Source organism: Seleniivibrio woodruffii (assembly GCF_004339245.1).
GTDB classification, from domain to species: Bacteria; Chrysiogenota; Deferribacteres; order Deferribacterales; family Geovibrionaceae; genus Seleniivibrio; species Seleniivibrio woodruffii.
The window spans coordinates 278,883-301,825 of the sequence record NZ_SMGG01000004.1; the positions used below are offsets into that span (position 1 = coordinate 278,883).

Here is a 22,943-nt window from a genome sequence, read left to right on the forward strand (position 1 = left end):
GGTCTTTCTCACAACTTCCGCTCTTTATGTGTCTGCTGTATTATATTGACAAAACCCGCCCCATACTCTACCTTTGCATTCCCGAACATAAGAGGAACAATGGTTACAGTAGAGTTTCCCGACGGAACAGTCAGACAGTCTGAAAAGAGCAGAATAAAGGATATTCTGAAGGATATCGGTCAGAACGAAAATGCCGTTCTGGTTGTTGTTGACGACTGCCTTGTAACTTCCGACGTATGGGTCAAAAAGGATACCCGCATAAAGCTGATTTCCGTGGTGAGCGGCGGCTGATGAAATGTGTTAAGTGTGAATCCAATGCCGTAATCAGCATGATGAGGCATAATGCCGGATTCTGCAAAGAGCATTTCACCGAGTATTTCCACAGACAGGTGGAAACGGCTGTTAAAGACCACTCAATGCTGAAAAAGACCGACAGGATAATGGTCTGTGTTTCCGGCGGAAAGGACAGTCTGGTGCTGTGGCATGTTCTTAACCTGATGGGATACGATACTGTCGGGATGTATGTGAGCCTCGGCATCGGCGAATATTCCATCCGTTCCAAAGCAAAAGTTAACGCCTTTGCCGAAAAGCACGGGCTTAAAGCTATAATAGTAGATCTTGACGAAGAGGGATGCCCCATTCCTCTGCTGGCGGCAAAGACAAAGCGCAACGACTGCTCTGTCTGCGGACAGGTGAAGAGGCATTATTTCAATAAAACGGCTCTGGACGGCGGCTTCACTGTGGCGGCCACAGGGCACAATCTGGACGACGAGACCGCAAGAATGCTCGGAAACGTTTTGCGCTGGGACACAAAACATCTTTCGAAGATGAGTCCTGTTCTGCCGGAAGAGGGCGAGACCATGAAGCGCAAGGTCAAGCCTCTGATACGCCTCACCGAGAAAGAGGTTGCGGCCTACGCCTTTCTGAACGGGATAGACTATATCCCCGATGAGTGCCCCAAAAGCAAGGGCGCATCATCCATAAAGTTCAAAGAGGTGCTGAACGAGCTTGAAAGCTCCATTCCCGGTACAAAGCATTTCTTTTACGGGGAGTTTTTCAGGGCGGCGGCGGACAGATTTCCCTATGTTTCAAATGAAGACAGCGAATTAAAAAAATGCATAAAATGCGGGACAGAGTCCTATCTGGATATGTGTTCCTTCTGCAGACTAACGGAGAAACTTAATGGCTAAAATTGAATTCGGTTCACTGGCTTTTGTTATAGACGAGGTGAGGGGAAAACGCCACCTGCTGAGAATGAAAGAGGGCGTGCGGTTCAGCACCCAGTTCGGCTATATCGACCACGAAGAAATCATAAAGGCCGGTGACGGCGGCGTTGCCTACACCCAGAAGGGCGTGGCCTACCGTGTTTTCTATCCCACATACAGCGACTATGTTATGAACATCAAGCGCAGAGCGCAGATAATATATCCCAAGGACAGTGCGGCAATAATCATGTCCGGCGATATCCACGGCGACCAGAGGGTTCTGGAATCGGGTATCGGTCAGGGCGCAATGTCCATAGCACTGCTCCATGCTCTGGGCGGCAAAGGGCAGCTGACCAGCTACGAAATCCGTGAGGATTTTGCAATGGATGCCGCAAAGTTCATCGGCGAATATTACGGCGATGCCCCTAACCATTCAATTGAGATAAGAAGCGTTTACGACGGCATTGACGGCGAGTTCGACAGAATAGTGCTCGATTTGCCTGAGCCTTGGCATGTTGTTAAACATTGCGGCACAGGTCTTGTCAACGGCGGTCTTATCGTATGCTACCTGCCCACCATCCTTCAGGCTGTGACACTTGTGGAGCACCTCAAGGCGAGCGGAATATTTGAAGAAATAGAGACCTTTGAGATAACAAAACGCCCGTGGAAGATAGACGGCCGTTCGGTTCGTCCTGAGATGTGGACGTATAACCACAGCGCATTTCTTATCAAAGCCCGCAAGGTTGTTCCCATGCCCGTTCGTGAGAACGCTCCCGAAAAAGAGGCTGACTCAGAAGAGGCTATGCCCGAAGAGGATTAATATTGACTCACCGATGCCTTGAAATCGGTGATTATGAACTTGATATAATTGTCGTAGCTGTAGCTCCACTTTCCGGATGTGAATCCGTAGCGGATAGTATCCAGAGTCCGGTTAGTGGTTGTGTCGTCGGGCACGCAGTCTGTCATCAGCGGTGTGCCCAGATTCGCAGGGTATGCCCTTGTTGCGGCCGGAGCGTTTATATAGTCATATGTGTGGTGCTTGGATACCACTGTCTGCATGTTCGAGGCCAGAGTCGAGTTGGCCGCCATTGCACTTTCCGATGCTCTCCACACGTTTATGAATATGTAGTTGTTCTTTCCTGTCTGCTTGTCGCATACCGAACATTTATAATTGCAGCCTGAGAGTGCTTCAACCCTTATTCCGTATTTAACGGGAGTTGCAACGTTGTAGTTGTTGGGTATAACAGCGGACGTACTGTCATAATAAACCCCTTTGCCCGTTTGTTTGGACGTGCCTTTGGCATCGTTGTGAGACCAGTATTGGTCGGGGTTGTTGTTTATGGTTGTGTTGTGCACATTCTGGGCATGGGATGTATAGACCTGAAGCGGGTTATATATCGGCCAGTTGTCCGCTGAATAGCTGTACATCGGCGTGTTCCAGTTGGTTCTCACATCCGCACGGGAAACTATTGCCAGATGATCGTCGTCGGGATCCATCTGGAAACTCTCCTGAGAAAGGTCAAACTCCACCCCGAAGCTGTTTCCGCCGTTTATTCCGTCAATCCACCCGTTGTCTCCATATCCCATTCCGGGACCGCTGTCGCCGGTCAGTCCGAGGGTTGTGTTTGCGGCTGTTGCGCTTGTTCCGGGTTTGTAGCTTTTTATAACGGCGAATGTCAGCCCGAAAACTTCCCGCCATGATGCCTGATTCGAATAGCTGTACACAAAATAGGCCGCAAACTTGCCTTTGTTTGCAAAAGGCGGGCATGACGCTGGGGTGCAGCTGGTGAAGACGGATACGGAATCTTTCTTGTTATTCTGAACTATCTGAATTTCGCCCTCTTTGATTATTACAGATGCAGAATTCGGATCGCCGTTGCTGTTTATCGTTTCACCAAGGCTTGATTCAAAGTCACTGAAACCTTCGCCCGGTGTTGTTGTAGATTCAGGTGCATCCATGGCAACTTCGAACTGCCTGAGCAGTCTCAGGTCATATTGTTTTACAAATTCTGTTCCCTCAGAATCCCTCAAACGGACAGTTATCAGTGATGAACCGGAGTTGTCATCGCCAAGTTTATTGGTGTCCAGTGCGGCACCGTTTGTATTTAGGATAACCTCACCTATATCGTTAACATAGTTTGAGGTCGAACTGCATGCTCCTCTGCTATTGACGTTTTTGGCGTTCAGGTTAGCGGAGGAACCGAAATAGAAAGCACCGAGCAGGGTCGGGTGGTTGTTAGTCTCAATACACCAGTCATAAGGTGCCACTCCGCCTTTTGGTGTCAGGGTGTAGCTGTAGGTGTTCATTGCTATGGCATCGGGCAGCTTGTTCTGTTCGATTGACAGCGATCCTTCGCATCCCGCCATTGCCTTGAGTGTGTTGAGTGTCATCCAGCCCACAACATCGTCGGATTCCTCTTCATCAACATTTACACCGTCTTTGTAGAAAGTATAGGTTGTACCGCTGACGGTATATTGCGGTGCTTGGTCCTCTCCATGGCTTGCCAGAATGAATGCGACATTATTTTCCGTAATGGTTTCGCCGGAGCAGTCGGCAGTTGAGCACACATTTATTGTGAGCGGTGTAGACGTCATATTGCATATTGATGCTGTTGTCGTTGCGGTGGTGTCTGCAAAATATTCCAGATTGGTGTTGAAAGCGTCCCTTTCCTGTGAAATTATGCCCTGAATTGAGGCCGGAAGCCTGCGGGCTCGGACGGTGTAGTCGGCAATCTCTTTAACTGCCAGTGTTATGGAGTTCTTTGTGCGGGTGTATTTTGAGCTTGTGAATGCGCCGGACATCATGCGCATTGCCCCTGCGGACAGGATGCCTATGATAAGCAGAACTATGGCCAGCTCCAGCAGTGTAAACGCTTTTTTGTTCATGATATGTCCCGAATCACCCTTTAGTATTTAATTATATATCAAGTCGGGCTTTTTTTTAAAGGGAAATTATACTATAATAGTATCATGATAAAGAATGAAAGAGGATTCTCCCTTTTTGAGATGGCGATTGTTCTGGTTATCTTCGGCCTTGTCCTTGCGTCCGCATCGTCTGTTCTTACTCTTTTTGTAAACAGGGGCGGCTCGGAGAAGACAAGGCAGATGATGGAAGCCAACAAAAATGCGCTTGTAAGTTACGTTCAGGCGAATTATGAACTGCCGACAACGGATGAATTTTCTGGAAGCGTGACCTATCCCACAGACGGGTATAATATAAATTTGTATTACTATGTTGATCCTATACTTGATAAATCTATGTCCACATGGGAGCTTGATTCATTATCACCTGAAATTAACTCAGTATGCGGAGCCTCATATACGAATACTCAGGTAATAATATGTACCACAGCTGCCTGTGATAATACGGATACCAACAAAACTACAGTAGAAAATGTAGCTTTTGTAATGGCAAGCGGCGGTGATAACAAAAATCTTCAGACTGCCGATGTAAGCGGTGTTGTGAAGGTATATCCGCAAGGGAGTGTGATTGATGCGAACACTACAGTCACTAACCGTGCTGAAGGGTATGACGACATAGTCGACTGGATATCTTTGAACGAACTGCGGTCAAAGGTAGGATGTGACGGCGAATACATTAAATTCACATCACAGATGATGCCGGCCGTTAAAAAAAGTACCTCTTACTCATACAATTTTTATGTTGAAGGCGGGATTCCTTTCAACGGTACAAGCAATCAGGCTGAATATGAATGGAGATTCACAGACACTGACGCTCTTGGATTTTCAGTAACCAGAAGGGACTACAACGATAGTCAGATAGGGACTGCTCTTGACGGTGGTTCTTCCAGCTGGGTTCAGGGGCATCATCTTAAAATATCCGGAAACTCGGCACTGGGAAAAAGCCAGTACAGAATAAAAATTGATGTTCGTGACAAAGCGCAAAAGGCCAAAGACATTAACAGTAACGGCTACACCCGAACATTCATATTAAACGCAGAGCAGTAGAATGATAGAAAAAATAACGCCGACGAACGTAACTTCCATAAGCAGCGGAAAGAAGCAGAACATTCAGAATACCGCTACGTCCAAAGTCAGCCATGAAGAGACGGAAGATTTATCATCTCAAACCGCTCAGCGGTCTCAGACGGCCTTAAGCAAGGGCAGGCAGACATCCGCATATCTTCAGGCCAGAGACGTTCAGGACAGCGTAAGCTATCAGCAGACACGCCAGAGTGCCCTTATGGACGTCAACAACATGCTCAAGAGTCTTCGCAGTCTCGCCATGCAGTACACGACCGGCGACCTCTCCCTGGCGGAGCAGGATGCTATCGTTGCTCAGGCGGAGCAGACGCTTTACACCATAGACAAGACCGCAAACTCATCCCAGTTTCAGGGAACCCCTGTAATAAGCGATGCGGACTCACGGCAACTGGGGCTTGAGGTCATCAACCTTGAAGCCGGAGACCCTGTTGGGCTTATCAACAGCGCCCTTAACAAAGTTGCCGCTAAACTTGCCATGAGCGGTGCTCAGGTTGAAACCTTCGACGTCCGCATAAACAACATAAAAAGATCTGCCGCTGAAATCATGTCCGAATATCAGGCGGAACAAGCCGCCCAAAGCATTGCCGATGCCCTCAGAAGTGCATCCCCCGACGATATCAACAAAGACCTCACCCCCGAAAAAGTACTGAGCCTCCTCGGTATCTGACATTATCTTAATATTTTCTCCTGTTTTGTTGTTTCCGCAATATCACATGATATAATTGATAATATTGCATCCGACTCTTCAGGAGGGTGACCTATGGACATAAAGAGAATACGAAACGTCGCTTTTATTTCCCACGGAGGTGCGGGCAAGACAAGTCTGGTTGAAGCCATACTTTTCAATGCCAAGGCAACGAACAGAATCGGCAGTGTGGACAATGGAACCAGTGTAATGGACTTTGACCCTGTTGAGATCGAAAGACATCTGTCTCTCCACGCAAAGGTCAGTTCAATCGAGTGGCTGGAAACCCAGATCAACATTGTGGACACTCCCGGATATGCAAACTTCCTGCACGAAACAAGGGCAGGGCTTTCCGCAGTCGGCGGAGCAGTGGTGATCGCATCGGCGATAACCGGCGTTAAGGCGGAAACACAGCGGGTATGGAAATTCGCAGAAGAATTTGACCTCGCAAAACTTATTTTCGTTAACAAAATGGACAAGGACAGGGCGGACTTCTTCCGAGCCCTCGGAGACATCGAAAAATCATTCAAAATCGACCCGCTTCCCATCTTCCTGCCCATCGGCAAGGAGACGGATTTCAAAGGTATCATCGACCTCGTGAAGATGAAGGCATACCTCTATCCGGAAGAACCCACAGCGGCTTATACAGTGCATGATATCCCTGCGGAGCTTCTGCCCGAAGCCGAAAAATACAGGATAAAGCTGCTCGAAGCTGTCAGCGAGACGGACGACGCTCTGATAGAAAAATATCTGGAAGAGGGCGACCTTACGGAAGAGGAGATAACTAAAGGTCTGCGTGAGGGTACTATATCCAAACGCTTCATCCCCGTTATCTGCGGTTCGGCTGTTAAGAATATCGGAAGCAAGCTGCTTCTGGAAGCTATCATAAAATATCTGCCGTCACCGATTGAAAGGGAACACAGACTGGCCATAGTTGAGGAAACGGGCGAGGAGATTCATGTGGATCCCCTCAGCAAGGAGTTTTCGGCCTATGTGTTCAAAACCTTTATAGACCCGTTTGCGGGCAAACTCACTATTTTCCGTGTGGTTTCCGGCGAGATTTCCAACGACTCGGAGGTCTACAACACTCAGGCGGGTAAAAAAGAGAAGATAACCCAGCTCTATCTGCTTCAGGGCAAAAACCACGTCAAGGTGGACAGGCTCACCGCAGGCCAGATAGGCATGGTGAACAAACTGAGATACACAGAGACCTTCGACACCCTTTGCGACCCGAAACGCAAGATAACCTTCCCCAAATATGAGCTTCAGGCTCCTCTGCTTGCGTATTCAATCAAGCCGAAATCAAAAGACGACGAGGACAAGGTTTCCTCCGGCGTTCACAGGCTTATGGAGGAGGACGTGGGTCTGCGTGTGGACAGGGATGAGCGTACGGGCGACCTGCTTGTAAAGGGCATGGGGCAGATGCATATCGAGGTGGTGGTTGAGAAGCTGAAAAACAAATTCGGCGTAAGTGTCGAGCTGAAATCACCCAAAGTGCCCTACATGGAGACCATCCGCAAATCTGCCAAAGGTCAGGGAAAATATAAGAAACAGTCCGGCGGCCGCGGTCAGTACGGTGATGTGCATATCGAACTGCACCCCAACAGCGGCAGCGGATTTGAGTTCGTTAATAATATTGTCGGCGGCGCAGTGCCCAGACAATATATTCCCGCTGTTGAAAAAGGTATCATAGAGGCGGCTCAGGAGGGCGTTCTGGCGGGGTTCCCGCTGATAGACTTCAAGGCTGTGCTTTACGATGGTTCGTATCATACTGTGGACTCATCGGAAATGGCGTTCATGATAGCAGGGTCGATGGCGTTTAAAAAGGTTGCATTGGATGCCAAACCTGTGTTACTTGAACCTATTATGAATCTGGACGTATTTGTTCCCGACGATATGACGGGTGCCGTTATCGGCGACCTGAACGCCAGAAGGGGACGCATAGCCAACGTTGAGCCGGAAACCAACGGCCAGCACATAAGATCTCAGGTTCCCATGTCTGAGGTCTTGAAATATGCTCCGGATTTGCGTAGTATGACAGGCGGACATGGAATGTTCACAATGGAGTTCTCTCATTATGAAGAACTGCCTTCCCATCTGGTGGACAAGGTCATTGCCGAAAATAAAGGGGCTTGATTCGCTTAAATGAATGAAATAAATCTGCTGAAATATCACAACAGGAGCGCAAGAGAGATACATATGCTCCTGAACGGGGAACTGACGGATGATCTTTTCAGCCGTGTGGTTTTCAGCGGAAAAGTTAAAGGCGGGGGCAGACGTGAGGGTCTGTCCCTTCCTGTTATAATTCTTTGCGCATTCCTGTGCTCCCTCTCTCCTTCTTTCGTAATCTATACAAAATATATTGCAAACCACGAATTAGCCGTTCCGGCCATAGATAAGAGTCTGAAAAACATCGTGCCCTCAACGACAAAAGAGAAAGTGCCTGAAAAGCCTGACCCTATGGTTCTGGAAGGGTATTCAAAAATAGGACAGCTTGCGGATAGTCCGAAAACAGAGGGACAGCAGGGTGTTATAATCGTTTCAGATTTTGTTCCCCCTGTGGAGGAGCAGGAGGAGAAACCCGAGGAGAAGGTTTCGCCCATAACAAACATAGGCGAACCGCCCAAGCGTATCCCCCAGAGGGATGTGGAGCTTCTGCCCATCTATTCGGGAAGTTTTAAAATAGTGTTCAGCGGGATAGATTCTCAGGCCTCCAGAGATGTCAAAACTCTGGCGGATAATAACGACCTTAAAATGTCCCGTGTCGGTTCGGAACGCAAAGAACAGAAAAAATGGCATGTTTATAAGTTTGATAACAGATCTTCGCTGATAATTTCCGGAAGAAAAGTGCGCTATGTAAAAAGCTTCGATGATAGCGGTTCGGCGATGGTCTTCCTTGAGGCGAACAGCATAAAAGGTCTAATATTACCAGAGACTTCAAAGACCGATCTGTATGACATCGAGGTGTGCTGCACCAGTGAGGAACTGGCCACAAAACTGGCAAATGCAAGCGGAATCGGCTCATCTAAATATAAAATATTAAACGAAAACGATAAAAACCGTTGACGACAGGAATTTAAGCAGATAAACTCAGTAGTAGCGTGGAGGTTTATATGACTAAAGCTGATATTGTTGAGCTGATTCACGAGCGTCTCGGACTTACAAAGAAAGACATCGCAAAAGTTGTTGATGAGCTTTTCACAGAAGTCCGTACAAAAATCCTTGAAAAAACTAATGTAAAGATCTCCGGTTTCGGTAACTTCGAAGTGAAGAAAAGAGGCCGCAGAATCGGACGTAACCCCAAAACTGGAATCGAAACTGTTATCGAACCCAGAACTGTTGTTGTTTTCCGTCCCAGCCAGATCTTCAAAGACGAGGTAAATGACTAAGCTCTATTACAAAATAGGCGAAGTCTGCGAGATTACCGGTCTTAGACCATCTGTTTTACGCTTTTGGGAAAAAGAATTTAAACAGCTTCGGCCTTCAAAGTCAGGCGGCGGTCAGCGGTTTTACACCGAGAAGCATATTGAGCTTATCCGTATGCTCATGAAGATGTTGTATGAAGAAAAATACACCATTGAAGGAGCGAAGAAACGGCTCAAGGACATCAGCGGTGATGATGACTCGTCCGCAAAATCTGCAAATGAAGAGATCAGGGCTGAACTAATTGATATATTAAAGATATTGAACTCCTGACCCTGTCAGGAGTTTTTTGTTTCCTGCCGAATCCCTTTTCAATCCTTGCTTTTATTCTTTTTTTCTGTATAGTCCATATCCTCGGAGAGATAAAAAATGAAATTTGACAAAAAAAGTGAAATACTTATTACATGCCCCAAAGAGATTCCCCAATATCTTGAGCAGGAACTGAAAAATCTGGGCTTCCCCATCCTTTATACACGCAAGGCCGCTGTTGCCACCGAAGGAACGCTTAAAGACTGCATGTTCCTTAATATGCATATCAGAACCGGACACCGTGTTCTCTGGTGTCTGGATAAATACAGAATACAGAACCCCGACGTTCTCTACAAAAACGGACGCAAACTTCCCTGGGAGGATATTATCCCCCAGAAAGGATATTTCAGCGTTTCCGCATCCGTTCTTAACGACACCATCAAGGATACCCGTTTCGCATCTTATAAACTGAAAGATGCCATAGTTGACCGTATGCGTGAGCAAACAAACTCACGTCCGGACTCAGGTCCCCTTGAGACAAAAACGGTTATTTTCCTTTACTGGAAAGAGAACGACTGTGCAATCTATCTGGATACGTCAGGCGAACCCCTCTCAAAAAGAGGCTACAGAATTAACCCCAATAAAGCACCCATGCAGGAGACACTCGCTGCGGCAGTTATCATGGCTTCCGGCTATGACGGCTCCACAGGTTTCGTCAACCCCATGTGCGGAAGTGCGACTCTTAGCATCGAAGCGGCAATGGTGGCTACTAACACCCCCGCAGGTGCATACAGAAAAAATTTCGGTTTCATGCATATCGTAGGTTATGATCCTGCGGATTTCGAAGCTGTCCGCAGAAAAGCTATGGACGGCATCCGCAAAAGACCTGAGATAAAGATTCAGGCATCCGATGTAAGCCGTGATGCCATCATAGCGGCACAGGAGAACATTAAGAATGCTGGTTTCGAGAACCTCATCCACGTTCAGCGTTGCGATTTCAGAGAGAGCCACCTGCCCAAGTCAGGTCAGTTCATCCTGATAGTCAACCCCGAATACGGCATGCGCCTCGGCGACGAACAGGCTCTGGAACCGATATATTCCGCATTGGGCGATTTTTTCAAACAGAAGTGCAAGGGCAGCCGCTGTTTCATATTTACCGGCAACCCCAACCTTGCAAAAAAGGTCGGTCTGAAAGCCGCCCGCCGTCACGTCTTCCACAACTCAAACATTGAGTGCCGACTCCTTGAGTATGAAATGTATGAAGGGACGAAGAGAGTGAAGGAAGAAGAAGAGTCCGCCGATTAAACGAGCAGAATGCAGTCTTAAAATGTCATTCTGAGTGCAACGAAGAATCTCATTGCAAAGACAGAGATCCTTCGGCTTAAGCCTCAGGATGACGGTTAGATGGTGTCATTCTGAACGTAGCGAAGAATCTCTGTTGTTTGAGATCCTTCGGCTTTTGCCTCAGGATGACGGTTAGATGGTGTCATTCTGAGCGTAGCGAAGAATCTCTGTTGTTTGAGATCCTTCGGCTTAAGCCTCAGGATGACAGTTACATGGTGTCATTCTGAGTGCAACGAAGAATCTCATTATAAAGACAGAGATCCTTCGGCTTTTGCCTCAGGATGACGGCAGATTTCACGGCACTGCAGAAATCTCACCATTCTCCATCCTCTGGCAGTCAGAAGAATCTTATGCTATAATAAAATATTATATTCATAAGGCGGTTTAATATGCTCTGGACCGGCTCGATAATATTCATAGTCTCAATTCTGCTGGGCTTCAAATTCAAATTTTTTCAGCTTGTTGCGCTGATAATCCTGATAGCCTACGCAATCATAATTCCATATTACTTCGTTGTGATGAAGACATGCCGAAACTGTGGCCAGAAGAATGCGCCCCACAGGCGTCAGTGTTCCTGCTGCGGTGCGGAGGACTGGCGTCAGCGGTGAAAACGGTTGACCTCTTTTCTGCGGGGTAATACAATCCCTGAATGCAGAATGTAGAGAACATCGTCAACTATATAAAAAAATCCAGATTCGGCGAATATGTCTGTTTTAACAAGGTCTTTGAGGCTAAGTCGGCCGAGACCTGCCCCCTTGATGTCATCAGGTCGGGGATAATCCGTGATGCCCTTTCGGATACGGGGATAGAATCTCTGTACACTCATCAGGCGGAAAGCTATGAGGCTGTGCGCAGGGGTGAGAACGTGCTCATCACAACCCCTACGGCATCCGGCAAATCCCTTTGCTATAACCTTCCGGTCATAGAGGATATCTACCACGACAGGAACATAACGGCGCTGTATCTCTTCCCGCTGAAAGCACTGGGCAGAGACCAGATGCGCAATCTGGACAACTTCCTGAGCCATATCCCGCTTGGTGCGGGGATAAAGACAGCAGTTGTTGACGGCGACACCGACAAGAAACTGCGCCGTAAAATTCAGAAGGACAGACCGAACATAATATTCAGCAACCCCGACATCATCCACTATTCCGTTCTGCCGAAGCGGGACGAATGGTCTGAGTTTCTGGCTGGTCTGAAATACATAATAGTTGATGAACTGCACACCTACAGAGGTATTTTCGGCAACCACGTTTACAACCTTTTCGCACGCTTCATGCGTCTTTTTCCGAACGTTCAGATAATCTGCTGTTCCGCCACCATAGGCAATCCGCTGGAACTGGCGGAGACAATGTTCGGCAGAAAATTCACCCATATAGACAAAAACGGTGCACCTCAGGGGCGCAGGCATTTCATGATGATAAGCCCCGATATCCCACTTGTCACCATGAGCAGTTTCCTGCTGAAAACCAACATTGAGTCGGGGCTCAAAACCATCTGTTTCACAAAATCCAGAAAGCAGACAGAGCGGATCTTTGCAAATCTGCTCAACTCCGACAGCGGTTATGCGAAGACAGTTTCATCCTACCGTGCGGGCTTTCTGCCGGAGGAGCGCAGGGAGATAGAGAAGGACTTGTCAGAGGGGCGACTGAAAGCTGTTATATCAACATCAGCATTCGAGCTGGGGATAGACATAGGCGGGGTGGACTGCACCCTTCTGGCGGGCTATCCGGGATCGCTGATGAGCCTCTGGCAGAGAGCAGGGCGCAGCGGCAGAAGGGGTTCGGACAGCCTTATAATCCTGCTGGCCGGCAACGACGCTCTGGATCAGTATTATGTGAAACATCCGGAAAAGCTCTACGAATCTGCTTTTGAGAACGTGGTGCTGGACACGGAGAACGAGAACGTCAACAAGGCTCACATCCGCTGTGCGGCCTATGAAAAACCAATAAACGTCCGTGAGGACTATTACCATAAGAACAAAGAGCTTATCGATAAAATGGCTCTGGACAGCGCCCTGTTTGTAAACGGGGAGGGTACGGACTTCTTTACGCTGGCAAAATACCCTTATATGGATGTGGACCTCCGCATGGCAGGCGACAGCTATACCATCCACTGTAACAACACCCTCATAGCCACGGCATCAGGCCGCAGAGCGTATATGGAGAATTTTGAGGGTGCGATATACATGCACCGGGGCAACAACTTCATCATAAAATCGGTGGACAAGGCCAAGCGGGAGATACACGCAGAGCCGTTCAACGGCAATTACTACACCATGCCTGTCACAGTTAAGCAGACCATGGTGGAGAAGAACATAAGAGAGACCGTCCGTAAGGGCATAAGCGCCTGTTTCTGCGGACTTAGGGTAACCGAACAGCTCACGGGCTTCTCAAGGATATCGACACGCACAGGGGAGAAAATTTCTGACGTTGAGCTTGAGGAAGTTCCGATCCAGTTTGCCACCAAGGGGCTGTATGTTCTGGTTCCGGATGCCGTTAAACAGTCGGTTGAGGATGCGGGCTACAGCTTCATGGGCAGTATCCACGCATTCGAGCATGCCATGATATCGGTGATACCAACCTTCTGTCTGGCGGCTAGGGACGACATCGGCGGCATATCCTATCCGTTTCATCCTCAGCTACAAAGCTCCGCAGTGTTCATGTATGATGCATATCCCGGCGGAATAGGTATAAACGAGCGTGTCTTTTCAATCATAGACAAACTGATGGAAAGAACTCTGGAACTGGTTCGTGACTGCGACTGCGAAAGCGGCTGTCCGGCATGCATCTATTCGCCAAAGTGCGGCAGCGGCAACTATCCTCTGGATAAGGCAGGGGCGGTGCATATTATGGAGATGCTTCTGAAAGGGGGATTTGACGTGCAGAAAACCGAAATAGCCGAAACACCCAGAACGGATATGCTGGTTTACGATATTGAAACTAAACTGTCGGCTGATGAGGTCGGCGGCTGGAAGAATGCCGACAGGATGGGGATATCGGTTGCGGTGGTCTATTCGTTTGAGAAAGACGAATACGAAACCTACGCCGAAGGGCAGGAAGAGGCATTCATACAGCGGCTTGAGGGTGCTAAGATAATAATAGGATTCAACAACATAGGGTTTGACAACAAGGTCATAACCGGATACAGGAAGCCTGATTTCTCAAAAACAATAGTGTTCGATATGCTTGCCGACGTGCTGAACAGCACCGGACGCAGGTTCTCTCTGGACAATCTGGCGGGAGCAACCATCGGTGCGCAGAAGACTGCGGACGGACTGCAGGCTCTGGAGTGGTACAGGCAGGGCAGGATAGACCTGATAGCCGAATACTGTCAGAAGGATGTGGAGGTAACAAAAAACCTCCTGATCCATGGGATGACAGGAGGTTTTATTAATGCGGTTCTTAAAGAGGGGGCGGTAATCCGCATCCCCGTCAGCTGGAACAGTTTAAGAGGATTTTAAGCCCTTTTCCTGAGCGTATACCATCACCTGAGCGACGTTATACACATGGTCTGCGGCCTTTTCGAGGTTGTTTATGATATCAACGAAGATAAGCCCTGAGTTGATATTGCATTTGCCCTCGTTGAGCCTGTGCATGTGATTGTTCTTGAACTTCTTGCGGAGGCTGTCCACCAGCTCCTCGTCGTTCAGATCTATCTCACGGATGTCGTTGTCCGTTCCGTAGTGTGCCAGAGTTGCGGTTGCAAATCTCTGAACCACGTCGAACATGTATTTGATCTCACGGTCAGCCTCTTCTGAGAATGCCATTTCCTTGCGGAGCATTCTGTCGGTGAAACGTGCGATGTTGTCTGCGTTGTCGCCGAGTTTTTCAAGGTTCTGGATAACAACTTCCAGTTCCTCAATTGTCTTGGCGGTTTCAGAGCTTATGTTCTGGCGGGACAGCAGAGAGAGGAAATCGTTGAACTCTTTCTCATACTGATCCAGCTTGACTTCCATAAGCTTAATTTCTCCGGTCTTAGACACTTTTGTGCTGTAGGATTCTTTTGCAAGATTCAGCATATCCATTGATATTCTGGACATGTTCACAACCTCTTTTCTGGCCTGAGCAATGGCTATTGAGGGTGTTTTGAGCATGTTTGCATCCAGACGGAGCATTTTTGTCATAGTGTTTTCTTCAGGCTTGATCAGCTTTTCGCAAAGTTTTGCTATAAGCGGAAGGAAGGGAAGGAACACTATAGTGTTTATAATATTGAATGATGTATGAATATTTGCGATGTGTCTTGCGATGTTGGGCTTGGAACCGTCAGCGGCGATAAAATCCACTGCTCCAGGGGTTATGGCATCCACAAAATGGATGAGAACCGGCAGGAGAACCAGCATATAGCATACACCTATGAAGTTGAAAAGGAAATGACCCAGTGCGGCCTGTTTCGCAGTTCTGTTTGCGCCAAGTGCGGCAAGATTCGCTGTTATGGTTGTTCCTATGTTTTCACCCATAACAAGTGCTGCTGCGGCTGTGAAATCCAGTGCTCCTGTGGAGGCGAGGGCAATAGTTATACCCACTGTTGCGGAACTGCTCTGAACCACCATGGTGAGTACAGCACCGGCCAGACAGGCTATTATTGGGTTTTTGCCGAAGAAGACAAACATATCCACAAATCCCTGCATCTCACGCAGAGGCACAAAAGCTTTTGTCATGGCCTCCATTCCGTAGAAGAGAAGACCGAAGCCGAGTATGATTTCTCCGTAGTATTTCAGTTTTGAGTTGGTGCTGAACATTGCAAAAACAACACCGATACCTATTGCGGGCATGGCAATGGCCGTAACCTTGAATGCGATAAGCTGTGCTGTGATTGTTGTTCCGATGTTAGCTCCGAAAACAACGCTGAGAGCCTGCATAAGGTTCATTAGCCCTGCGTTAACGAAGCCGACCACCATGACTGTTGTTGCTGATGAACTTTGGATAATAACTGTTACTGCTGTTCCGACGATAGTTCCGATGAACCTGTTAGAAGTGAATTTTTCGATTATTCTTTTAAGACCCTCTCCTGCACTCTTCTGAAGCCCCTCGGACATCAGCTTCATACCGAACAGGAACATACCCAGTCCGCCCATCGTGCCGAACAGGATTTCAACCCATAGGGAGTCAAACATACGTCACCGCCACTGTTTATAAAATCAGTGACAGAATACAGAGATGTTAAAAAAATGCAAGAAAAAAGTCAGGTTTTTGTGTTGTTAAATTTTTGTCAAATCTCAATTTTCTTCTTTTCTTCAAGGACTACCGTGAAAGTGTTGCCGCCTTTTTTATTGTTCTGAACGGAAACTTTTCCATTGTAGAGTGAGACTATGTGCTTGACTATTGAAAGACCGAGGCCTGTGCCTGTGGAGTGCTGGTTTTTGGATTTGTCCATAGTGTAGAAACGTTCGAAGATCCTCTGCTGTTCTTCAACGGGTATTGCGGGACCTTCGTCCGCAACGTTCAGTGTGACCTTGCCTTCCGACTGTTCCAGTGAAACCTTTATGGTTTCGCCGGAGGAGTATTTGACTGCGTTGTCAACCAGATTGGTTATTATACTGTTCAGATGTTCCCGCAGAACGTATGCCTCGTCGGCTTTCGATTCCATGGTGATTGTCTGGGGTCTGTCTTCGTAATAGGATTCTATCTCCTCTTTCAGCTCCTGAATGTTCGTCGGTTCTTCAATGTTTATGTCCTCACGGAGCATTTCAAGCCTGTGGAGCTTAAGAATATCGTTGATCAGCAGATTCAGCCTGTTTGAGCTGTTATAGATTATGTTGATGAATTTGTCGTGGAACTTCCTGTCCATGTCGGGGTCGTTCATTATGGTCTCTGAGTAGCCCATTATCATGGCCAGAGGTGTTTTAAGCTCGTGGGTGATGTTGCCTATCAGTTCCGCTTTAAACTGCTCATATTCGGCTCTTTCTGTTATGTCGAAAAAGGCTATCAGCTTTTCGTTGTCGAAAACCCTTATATATATTTCATAGATACGCCCTCTTAGGCTCTTCTGAATTCGTTTTGAGTCGGTGGCAGTAAGAATGTCCGTCAGGAAGGAGAGAGCTTCCATGTCGTTTGTCTGCTTAATGATGTTCTGCCCCTCTTTAAGGTTGCTGCCGAGGTATTGAACGGTGCGTTCGTTGAAGTGCAGAACGGAATCTTTACTGTCCAGAAGGATTATGCCCTCTTCAAGGATTCCGAAGATATGGTTCAGCTTCTGTTTTTCGTGTTCAAGCTGTTTTGTCTTCTGGAGCATGGAGTTGTATATTCGGTAGATTACGCTTACCAGTTTTGTGAGGGTTTTGTCGCTGAAGGAGGGGAAATATATCTTTGTTTCGCCCGCCTCTATTCTGTCGGCCACCAGAGAGAGCTGATGGATGGGGTTGCTTATGCGTCTTGCAAGATAGAGCGAGATAAGCCCCACCACGATGAAAAGGAAGATATAGGTCGAGACGCTCTGTTTTATCATGTTGTCCTGAATTGCTTTCAGGTCGGACATGGGGTAGGAGACCCTGAGCACCAGCCCGCTGTCGTATTTCATTGCGAAATAGCTCATGGACTTTTCAGTTGTGGTGCTTCTTCTTATGGAGTGCCCTTCGCCTCTGATGAAAGCATCGGCAACTTCCGGTCTTCGTGAATGGTTCTCCATTTTTTCTATCTGCTGTTCGCCGAAATAGGAATCATCAACAACAGTGCCGTCTTTTCTGATAATGGTGACACGGATTCCCGTGTTTTTGGAAAGCTCGGCAAGCTGGGAATGGGTCTGTTCATCGAACGTATTTTTGAACTTGTAACCTTTCAGTATCTCCGCTTTATTCCGCATTTCCGACTCGAACTTGACCAGTTCGGCCTGCATGAGCTTTTTGGTGCTCATGTGCCAGCCCAGTCCCAGAATGAGGGCTATGGGAATGTAAATTACGAAGAAAACTTTAAGGTACGATCTCATATGTCTGCTCTGTAACCTATCTTGGGCACGGATTTTATGAATGCGCCCTTGTCGCCGAGTTTTTTGCGGAGCGATGAAACGTGTGTGTCCACCGTGCGTGTGTATACGTCGGACTCATAGCCCCACACGGCGTTGAGTATCTGGTTTCTGGTGAAGACTCTTTTAGGATGTTTCAGAAGCATCAGCAGAAGCTCATACTCTTTGTTCGTAAGACTCACGTCCTCTCCGTCCACTGTAACGGTATAATTTCCGGTGTCAATGTTTATTCCGTTGATGGAAATGACCTTTGACTTGATGGCGGGGTTTCTGCGGAGGATGGCGTTTATCTTGGCGATGAGGATCTTTATGCTGAACGGTTTTGTCAGGTAGTCGTCAGCCCCCATCTCCAGACCGTTTATGATATCCTGCTCGGCGTTCTTTGCGGAGATTATGATTATCGGTACGCCGGAGAATTTTTTGTTGTTCCGCACGATCTGGAGAAACTGCATTCCCTTGAGGCCGGGGAGCATGAGGTCGAGGAGGATTATATCCACCTCGTTGTTCTCAAGGTGGATGAGACCCTCGTTTGCGTTGTCGAAACAGATGGTCTCGCAGTTCTCTCTGGAAAGGTTATAGGAGATAAGATCCCTTATCTCCTCATGATCTTCTATTACAAGGACTTTTATCATGCTTCCTCCTCTTCGACGGTCAATACCGTGTGGCGGATGATCTTGCCTTCAACCATATAGTAAACCATTTCTGCAATGTTGGTTGCGTGGTCGGCTATCCTCTCCAGTCTTCGGGAGATGTTGAGAACGGAGAGAACGGCGTGGAGCTTGGTAACGTCCTCCATAGTGTATGTGAGCAGTTCCCTTGTGACCTGATCGTTCAGCTGATCTATCAAATCGTCACGCTTTATGACGTCAAAGGCCAGCTTTGTGTCGGAGTTGAAGAACGCCTCAAGCGAGTCGTGTATCATTCCTGTGGCGATCTCTGCCATCTTGGGGATGTCGATGTAGGGCTTGAGCTGGGGCTGTTCGGAGAGCCTTATTGAGTCTCTGCATATGCTGACGCTGTGATCGCCCACTCGCTCGATGTCGGTTATTATGCGTGTTGCCGTGATAACGTATCTCAGGTCGATGGCTTTGGGTTCAAAGAGTGCGAGCATTTTTACACAGTGCTCGTCTATGTCAACATCCAGCCTGTCGAGGCGCTCGTCCTCTTCGATAACCTTAAGAGCCAGTTCCGGATCACGGTTCACCAGTGATTTGATGGAGTCGGAAACCATCTTTGTCGCTGTTGTCGCCATTTCCGCAAGCATACCCTTAAGCTGGATGTATTCTTTTTCCTGTCTGATTGCTGCCATTTGCTGTCACCTCATAAATGCTTAGGTCATTGAGTATATCTGCCATTATAACATTGATTAGGGCAAATTGAACCTATCGCTTCAGGACAACAATAATTAAAATCTGTAAGATGCCTGTGAAAAAGATGTCAAAGAGATGTAAAATTATGAGTTTTGTGTCAGATATTTCGGGATTTCTTCAGAGCGGCGCTGTGTTCGCCCATGCATTTGCCCATCACCGAGAGCATAAGCTGAACCTCTCTTTCGGTGAGATTTTTCGATTCTGTCATGCGGCGTATCTCCTCGAATATTTTTTCGGGGTTCTGCGGGTTCAGGTATCCGAAGGTTGTCAGAAACGTGCGCATCTTTTCAGTCAGGGCATCCATGAGGGCTCTGCCGGCATATTTTATGTCGGCTTCGTGGGGTACGGGCTGAATGTCTTTTATCTCCCAGAGAACCACCATAACCGCTTGAGCAAGGTTCATGCTGGGAAACGCTTCTGATGTGTCGAGGCTTACATATCTGTGGCATGAGGAAAGCTGAGTGTTTGAAAGCCCCGCCTTCTCGTTTCCGAAAAGCAGTCCGGCCGTCAGCCCCTTTGAGCGGATGTCGTTCAGGCATCCTTTAAGCTCAGAGAGATGTATGTGCCGGGCTTCGGTCTGCGGGGTGCGCATGCTTATTCCGATTATTCTGTCGGAACCTTTGATAAGCCCGTCAAAATCCTCGGTCTGCCTTGCGTTCTCAAGGATATCTGAGGCGATGAGCGCATATTTTAAAGCTGTGGGGTGGAGCCTGTTCAGTCTGCCTGAGTAGGAAAGGTCGGAGAACCCTGTGTTTGCCATGGCACGGGCTATGAAACCGAGATTAACAGCACCTTCGGGGTTTGAAAGAAGAACCTTGATACCTTCCAAATCAGCTTGTCCTGTTGGATATTCTCAAAATCCTCTCGTAGTTGTACATAACGGCCTTGTAGTATTTTTCTGATACTGCGCCGCCGCTTCTCATCTGTTTCTGAAGGTTGCCGGGACCCATGTTGTAGGCTATGAGGGCATATTTCTGATTGTCGTATTTATTCAGCAGATAGGCGAGGTAGCTTATACCTATGCGGATGTTCTTCTGAGGGTCAAAAAGCTCTGAGCGGCTGCCGAGGTTTATGTTTTCGTGCATATCGGACACATAAAAGGCCGTTCCGGGCAGAACCTGCATAAAGCCCACTGCGCCCTTGTTGGACACCACGTGTCTGCGGAAGGAGCTTTCTGTTTTGATGACTGCCAGAACCAGATACGGGTCGATTCCCTTTTCAAAGGATTCCGAAGCTATGAGATAGGCGAAGTCCATATAGTTCATGCCGCCAGTGTTGGGTCGGTAGATCTCAAGAACGTTTTTGATGTCCATCACCAGAGCGGCGAATGAGAGCCTGCGTTTTTCATTTTCGAGGCTGTTTGAGAACTGTCTGTAACTCTCTGAATCCAGTGTGTTTTCGGAGCTTATTCTGTCCACTGTGGAGCTTATGGCAGTCAGATATACCACATTCATTACCAGAAAGCCGAAAACAACAATAGTTATAGACACGAACAGCGCTGCAAGAGTATTCTGTGCCTTATTAGTAATTCTTATGTTGAACATGATTCCCGATAGTAAAGTATTTGAGCATATTTGATGTTCACAAAATATTCATCCCCGATGTAAAAGTAAAGAGAAAAATTTTAAACGGAAGGCATGACAGAATGTATAAATACCCCAAGTTATTGAGAGGCAAGTTCATAAAAAGATATAAAAGATTTTTTGCAGATGTGCTTATGGACGGTGAAGTGGTCACTGCGCACAACCCGAACACCGGAACTATGAAATGCATAATTGAAGAGGGCAGGGATGTGCTCCTCTCCGTTTCCGACAACCCGAACCGCAAGCTGAAATATACTCTGGAAGGCTTTCTGGTGGAGGATAAGTGGGTGCTGACAAACACCATTCTTATGAACACGGTTGCCCGCAGAGGGATACTCGACGGCGAGGTGGCGGAGCTTCAGACGGTGACAGCCCTGAAAAGTGAATATAAATACGGTGACGGCCGCCTGGATTTCTACGGGGAAAAGGGCGGCAGAAGGTTTCTGGCCGAGGTTAAGAATGCAACCCTGTTCGATGAAAAATTCTGTATGTTTCCCGATGCGGTGACGGAGCGGGGAAGAAAGCATATCGGTCTTCTGCTTGAAGCCATGGCGGAAGGATACGACCCTTACATGATATATGTGTGTCAGGTGGACAGGCCGTTTTTCAGAATCGCCTCTGAGATAGACAATGAATATGACAAAGCTCTGAATGATGCTGTGGGGCAGGGGCTTAACGTTATAACAGTTATGACTGATTTTGATATGGAAAACGAGACCGTCAGACTTGTGAGGGGCGGTGAGTTTAAAGCAAACCGATGAGACGTGTCAGATATGCCTCATCATCCGTCTGTCCGGTCTTCATCATATAGTCAAGCTCGGCAAACACTGAGAACAGGTTGATAAGTTCCTGCTTCTTCCATGCCTTTGCTCCTGTCTTTATTCTGTCCAGAAGAAAGTATCTGTTCTCCTTTACCATATCCTTTGAAACCTGCATTCCGTATACATCACGCATCCGCTTGAACAGCAGGTTAATGAGTATCCGCAGGTTTTCGCCGCTCGCTATGAACTCTGTGAGCAGGACGAAGCATTCCTTTCTTTTGCGATAGGTAAAATTGTCTATGAATACAAAGATGTTGTCCTGACGTTTTGCCGTGATGGCGTTCAGTATGTCTGACTGGGTCTGAGGTTTTTTGTAGGCGAAAAATGCGGTGAGCTTGTCCACTTCGCTCTTTACCATGGAGAGGTTGCCGTCGAAAAGCTCGTTTATCTGCCCTGCGGCGGCGGTGTCTATGGAGAAACCCGCCTCGGAGAACATTCTGATGACCCTTGCTGTGATATCCTGCTTTTTCGATTCCTCTATCAGCAGATTAAATCCGGCCGCATCAAGAGCGGCGGACAGTTTCTTATCTGTTTTTGTCTCTTCCGTCATGATGATTATGGCGGATTCGATGCAGTTCGCGCAGGATTTTATGAACTGGTCAGAGTTTTTCACCGAGTCAAATGATTTGACCACGGCGGCTTTGGATTCGCTGAAAAGCGGTGCAGAGCTTGTGAAACCGAAAAAACTGTCACCCGACAGGTCTTCGGGGTTGAAAATCTCCGTTTCGCAGTCCTCCATTTTAGCGAGGAGTTTTTTTGACTGCTCTTCCTGATAAAAGAGGCTTCCTGCTATATACCAGAAAGGTTTACCTGTTTTCGAATTCATATCTGAATGTTTCCAGAGCGTCTCTGACAGCTTGTTTTATGGCGTTATTCCTGTTGCTGACCGATGCGGACAGCGATGATGTCTGGTTATAGGTTACGCTTGAGCCGAGGCTTTTAACGAAAATCTCGTTTCCGGCTTTGTCCTTAACTGTGATGTTGAGCGTGGCGTAGAGGTCGAATGTCGCCGTCTGTCCGGATGTCAGCTTAACGGCCGCAGATGAGGAAACGCCGGTCAGTGTGACATAGCCCACGTAGTCGGCTGTGCTTTGAGGAGCCAGAGCGTTTATCGATGAGAAGTACGATTTGACCTCGTTTTCGAACAGGTGATCAATGTTTGCCTCTTTCGATACGTTCTCAATGGATGCGGGATAGATTTTGAAAGCCGCCTTGGTTCCGGTCACAGCCATTTTATAGCCGCAGCCGTACACGAAAACAGTCATAAGCAGTGTTAAAAGAACGGCTTTCTTTATCAT

Annotated in this window: 22 protein-coding genes; 13 read left to right on the forward strand and 9 right to left on the reverse strand. The window is 47.6% G+C overall.

The genetic code is table 11. The features are described from left to right. Positions 1–99: 99 nt before the first annotated feature. Genes C8D98_RS07345 through C8D98_RS07355 form a run of 3 tightly spaced genes read left to right on the forward strand, consistent with a single transcriptional unit; the run spans position 100 to position 2,025 of the window. Positions 100–291 carry a thiamine biosynthesis protein ThiS gene (locus C8D98_RS07345; RefSeq protein ID WP_132873435.1) on the forward strand — a complete coding sequence of 64 codons (192 nt, stop codon included), beginning with the start codon at positions 100–102 and terminating at the stop codon, positions 289–291. Next, complete coding sequence (locus C8D98_RS07350; protein WP_132873437.1) at positions 291–1,190, forward strand: PP-loop family protein; 900 nt, start codon at positions 291–293, stop codon at positions 1,188–1,190. Before C8D98_RS07345 ends, C8D98_RS07350 begins: the two co-directional genes overlap by 1 nt. Then, the gene (locus C8D98_RS07355) at positions 1,183–2,025 is read left to right on the forward strand and encodes a tRNA (adenine-N1)-methyltransferase (protein WP_132873439.1); all 843 of its coding nucleotides are present in this window, start codon (positions 1,183–1,185) and stop codon (positions 2,023–2,025) included. The genes C8D98_RS07350 and C8D98_RS07355 overlap by 8 nt, the downstream gene beginning before the upstream one ends. Here the strand turns inward: C8D98_RS07355 and C8D98_RS07360 are convergent. Continuing rightward, positions 2,022–4,091, reverse strand: coding sequence for a prepilin-type N-terminal cleavage/methylation domain-containing protein (locus C8D98_RS07360; protein ID WP_132873441.1), 2,070 nt, complete (start codon positions 4,089–4,091; stop codon positions 2,022–2,024). The two genes, C8D98_RS07355 and C8D98_RS07360, sit on opposite strands and share 4 nt — an antisense overlap. Positions 4,092–4,175: 84 nt before the next feature. Between C8D98_RS07360 and C8D98_RS07365 the strand changes: the two genes are divergently transcribed. The 9 genes from C8D98_RS07365 (at position 4,176) to C8D98_RS07405 (ending at position 14,374) form a co-directional block, all read left to right on the forward strand. After that, a complete protein-coding gene (locus C8D98_RS07365) occupies positions 4,176–5,174 on the forward strand; it encodes a type II secretion system protein (RefSeq protein WP_132873443.1) in 999 nt (332 codons plus the stop codon). A 1-nt stretch (position 5,175) separates the two neighbouring features. Continuing rightward, positions 5,176–5,877: a flagellin gene (locus tag C8D98_RS07370; protein WP_132873445.1), complete on the forward strand. Its 702-nt coding sequence runs from the start codon at positions 5,176–5,178 to the stop codon at positions 5,875–5,877. 93 nt (positions 5,878–5,970) lie between these two features. Beyond that, positions 5,971–8,031: an elongation factor G gene (gene fusA / locus C8D98_RS07375; RefSeq protein ID WP_132873447.1), complete on the forward strand. Its 2,061-nt coding sequence runs from the start codon at positions 5,971–5,973 to the stop codon at positions 8,029–8,031. A 9-nt stretch (positions 8,032–8,040) separates the two neighbouring features. Next, on the forward strand, positions 8,041–8,961 hold the full coding sequence (locus C8D98_RS07380) for a hypothetical protein (protein ID WP_132873449.1): 921 nt from the start codon (positions 8,041–8,043) through the stop codon (positions 8,959–8,961). Between the two features lie 47 nt (positions 8,962–9,008). Then, positions 9,009–9,284 carry an integration host factor subunit alpha gene (locus tag C8D98_RS07385; RefSeq protein ID WP_132873451.1) on the forward strand — a complete coding sequence of 92 codons (276 nt, stop codon included), beginning with the start codon at positions 9,009–9,011 and terminating at the stop codon, positions 9,282–9,284. After that, positions 9,277–9,591, forward strand: coding sequence for a MerR family transcriptional regulator (locus C8D98_RS07390; RefSeq protein WP_132873453.1), 315 nt, complete (start codon positions 9,277–9,279; stop codon positions 9,589–9,591). Before C8D98_RS07385 ends, C8D98_RS07390 begins: the two co-directional genes overlap by 8 nt. 96 nt (positions 9,592–9,687) lie before the next feature. Continuing rightward, positions 9,688–10,872 carry a THUMP domain-containing class I SAM-dependent RNA methyltransferase gene (locus tag C8D98_RS07395; RefSeq protein ID WP_132873455.1) on the forward strand — a complete coding sequence of 395 codons (1,185 nt, stop codon included), beginning with the start codon at positions 9,688–9,690 and terminating at the stop codon, positions 10,870–10,872. A gap of 428 nt (positions 10,873–11,300) precedes the next feature. Then, positions 11,301–11,519, forward strand: coding sequence for a hypothetical protein (locus C8D98_RS07400; RefSeq protein ID WP_132873457.1), 219 nt, complete (start codon positions 11,301–11,303; stop codon positions 11,517–11,519). 41 nt (positions 11,520–11,560) lie between these two features. Then, a complete protein-coding gene (locus C8D98_RS07405; RefSeq protein WP_132873459.1) occupies positions 11,561–14,374 on the forward strand; it encodes a DEAD/DEAH box helicase in 2,814 nt (937 codons plus the stop codon). Here C8D98_RS07405 and C8D98_RS07410 read toward each other — a convergent pair. The 6 genes from C8D98_RS07410 to C8D98_RS07435 all read right to left on the reverse strand — a co-directional run bounded on the left by C8D98_RS07410 (position 14,360) and on the right by C8D98_RS07435 (position 20,731). Further along, positions 14,360–16,027, reverse strand: coding sequence for a Na/Pi cotransporter family protein (locus tag C8D98_RS07410; protein ID WP_132873461.1), 1,668 nt, complete (start codon positions 16,025–16,027; stop codon positions 14,360–14,362). The genes C8D98_RS07405 and C8D98_RS07410 overlap by 15 nt on opposite strands. Positions 16,028–16,122: 95 nt before the next feature. Beyond that, on the reverse strand, positions 16,123–17,835 hold the full coding sequence (locus C8D98_RS07415) for a sensor histidine kinase (RefSeq protein ID WP_132873463.1): 1,713 nt from the start codon (positions 17,833–17,835) through the stop codon (positions 16,123–16,125). Next, complete coding sequence (locus C8D98_RS07420) at positions 17,832–18,503, reverse strand: response regulator transcription factor (RefSeq protein WP_132873465.1); 672 nt, start codon at positions 18,501–18,503, stop codon at positions 17,832–17,834. The genes C8D98_RS07415 and C8D98_RS07420 overlap by 4 nt, the downstream gene beginning before the upstream one ends. Next, positions 18,500–19,180: a phosphate signaling complex protein PhoU gene (phoU, locus tag C8D98_RS07425; protein WP_132873467.1), complete on the reverse strand. Its 681-nt coding sequence runs from the start codon at positions 19,178–19,180 to the stop codon at positions 18,500–18,502. The genes C8D98_RS07420 and phoU overlap by 4 nt, the downstream gene beginning before the upstream one ends. A 158-nt stretch (positions 19,181–19,338) precedes the next feature. Continuing rightward, positions 19,339–20,070: an RNA methyltransferase gene (locus C8D98_RS07430; protein WP_132873469.1), complete on the reverse strand. Its 732-nt coding sequence runs from the start codon at positions 20,068–20,070 to the stop codon at positions 19,339–19,341. 1 nt (position 20,071) lies between these two features. Next, on the reverse strand, positions 20,072–20,731 hold the full coding sequence (locus C8D98_RS07435) for a lytic transglycosylase domain-containing protein (RefSeq protein WP_165871233.1): 660 nt from the start codon (positions 20,729–20,731) through the stop codon (positions 20,072–20,074). Positions 20,732–20,886: 155 nt separating this feature from the next. Here C8D98_RS07435 and sfsA point away from each other — a divergent pair, with 155 nt between their 5' ends. Continuing rightward, the gene (sfsA, locus tag C8D98_RS07440; protein WP_132873473.1) at positions 20,887–21,585 is read left to right on the forward strand and encodes a DNA/RNA nuclease SfsA; all 699 of its coding nucleotides are present in this window, start codon (positions 20,887–20,889) and stop codon (positions 21,583–21,585) included. Here the strand turns inward: sfsA and holA are convergent. Beyond that, positions 21,569–22,471 carry a DNA polymerase III subunit delta gene (gene holA, locus C8D98_RS07445; RefSeq protein WP_132873475.1) on the reverse strand — a complete coding sequence of 301 codons (903 nt, stop codon included), beginning with the start codon at positions 22,469–22,471 and terminating at the stop codon, positions 21,569–21,571. The genes sfsA and holA overlap by 17 nt on opposite strands. Further along, positions 22,452–22,943 (reverse strand): LPS assembly lipoprotein LptE, encoded by a 492-nt coding sequence (gene lptE, locus C8D98_RS07450; protein WP_132873477.1) that lies wholly within the window; start codon positions 22,941–22,943, stop codon positions 22,452–22,454. The genes holA and lptE overlap by 20 nt, the downstream gene beginning before the upstream one ends.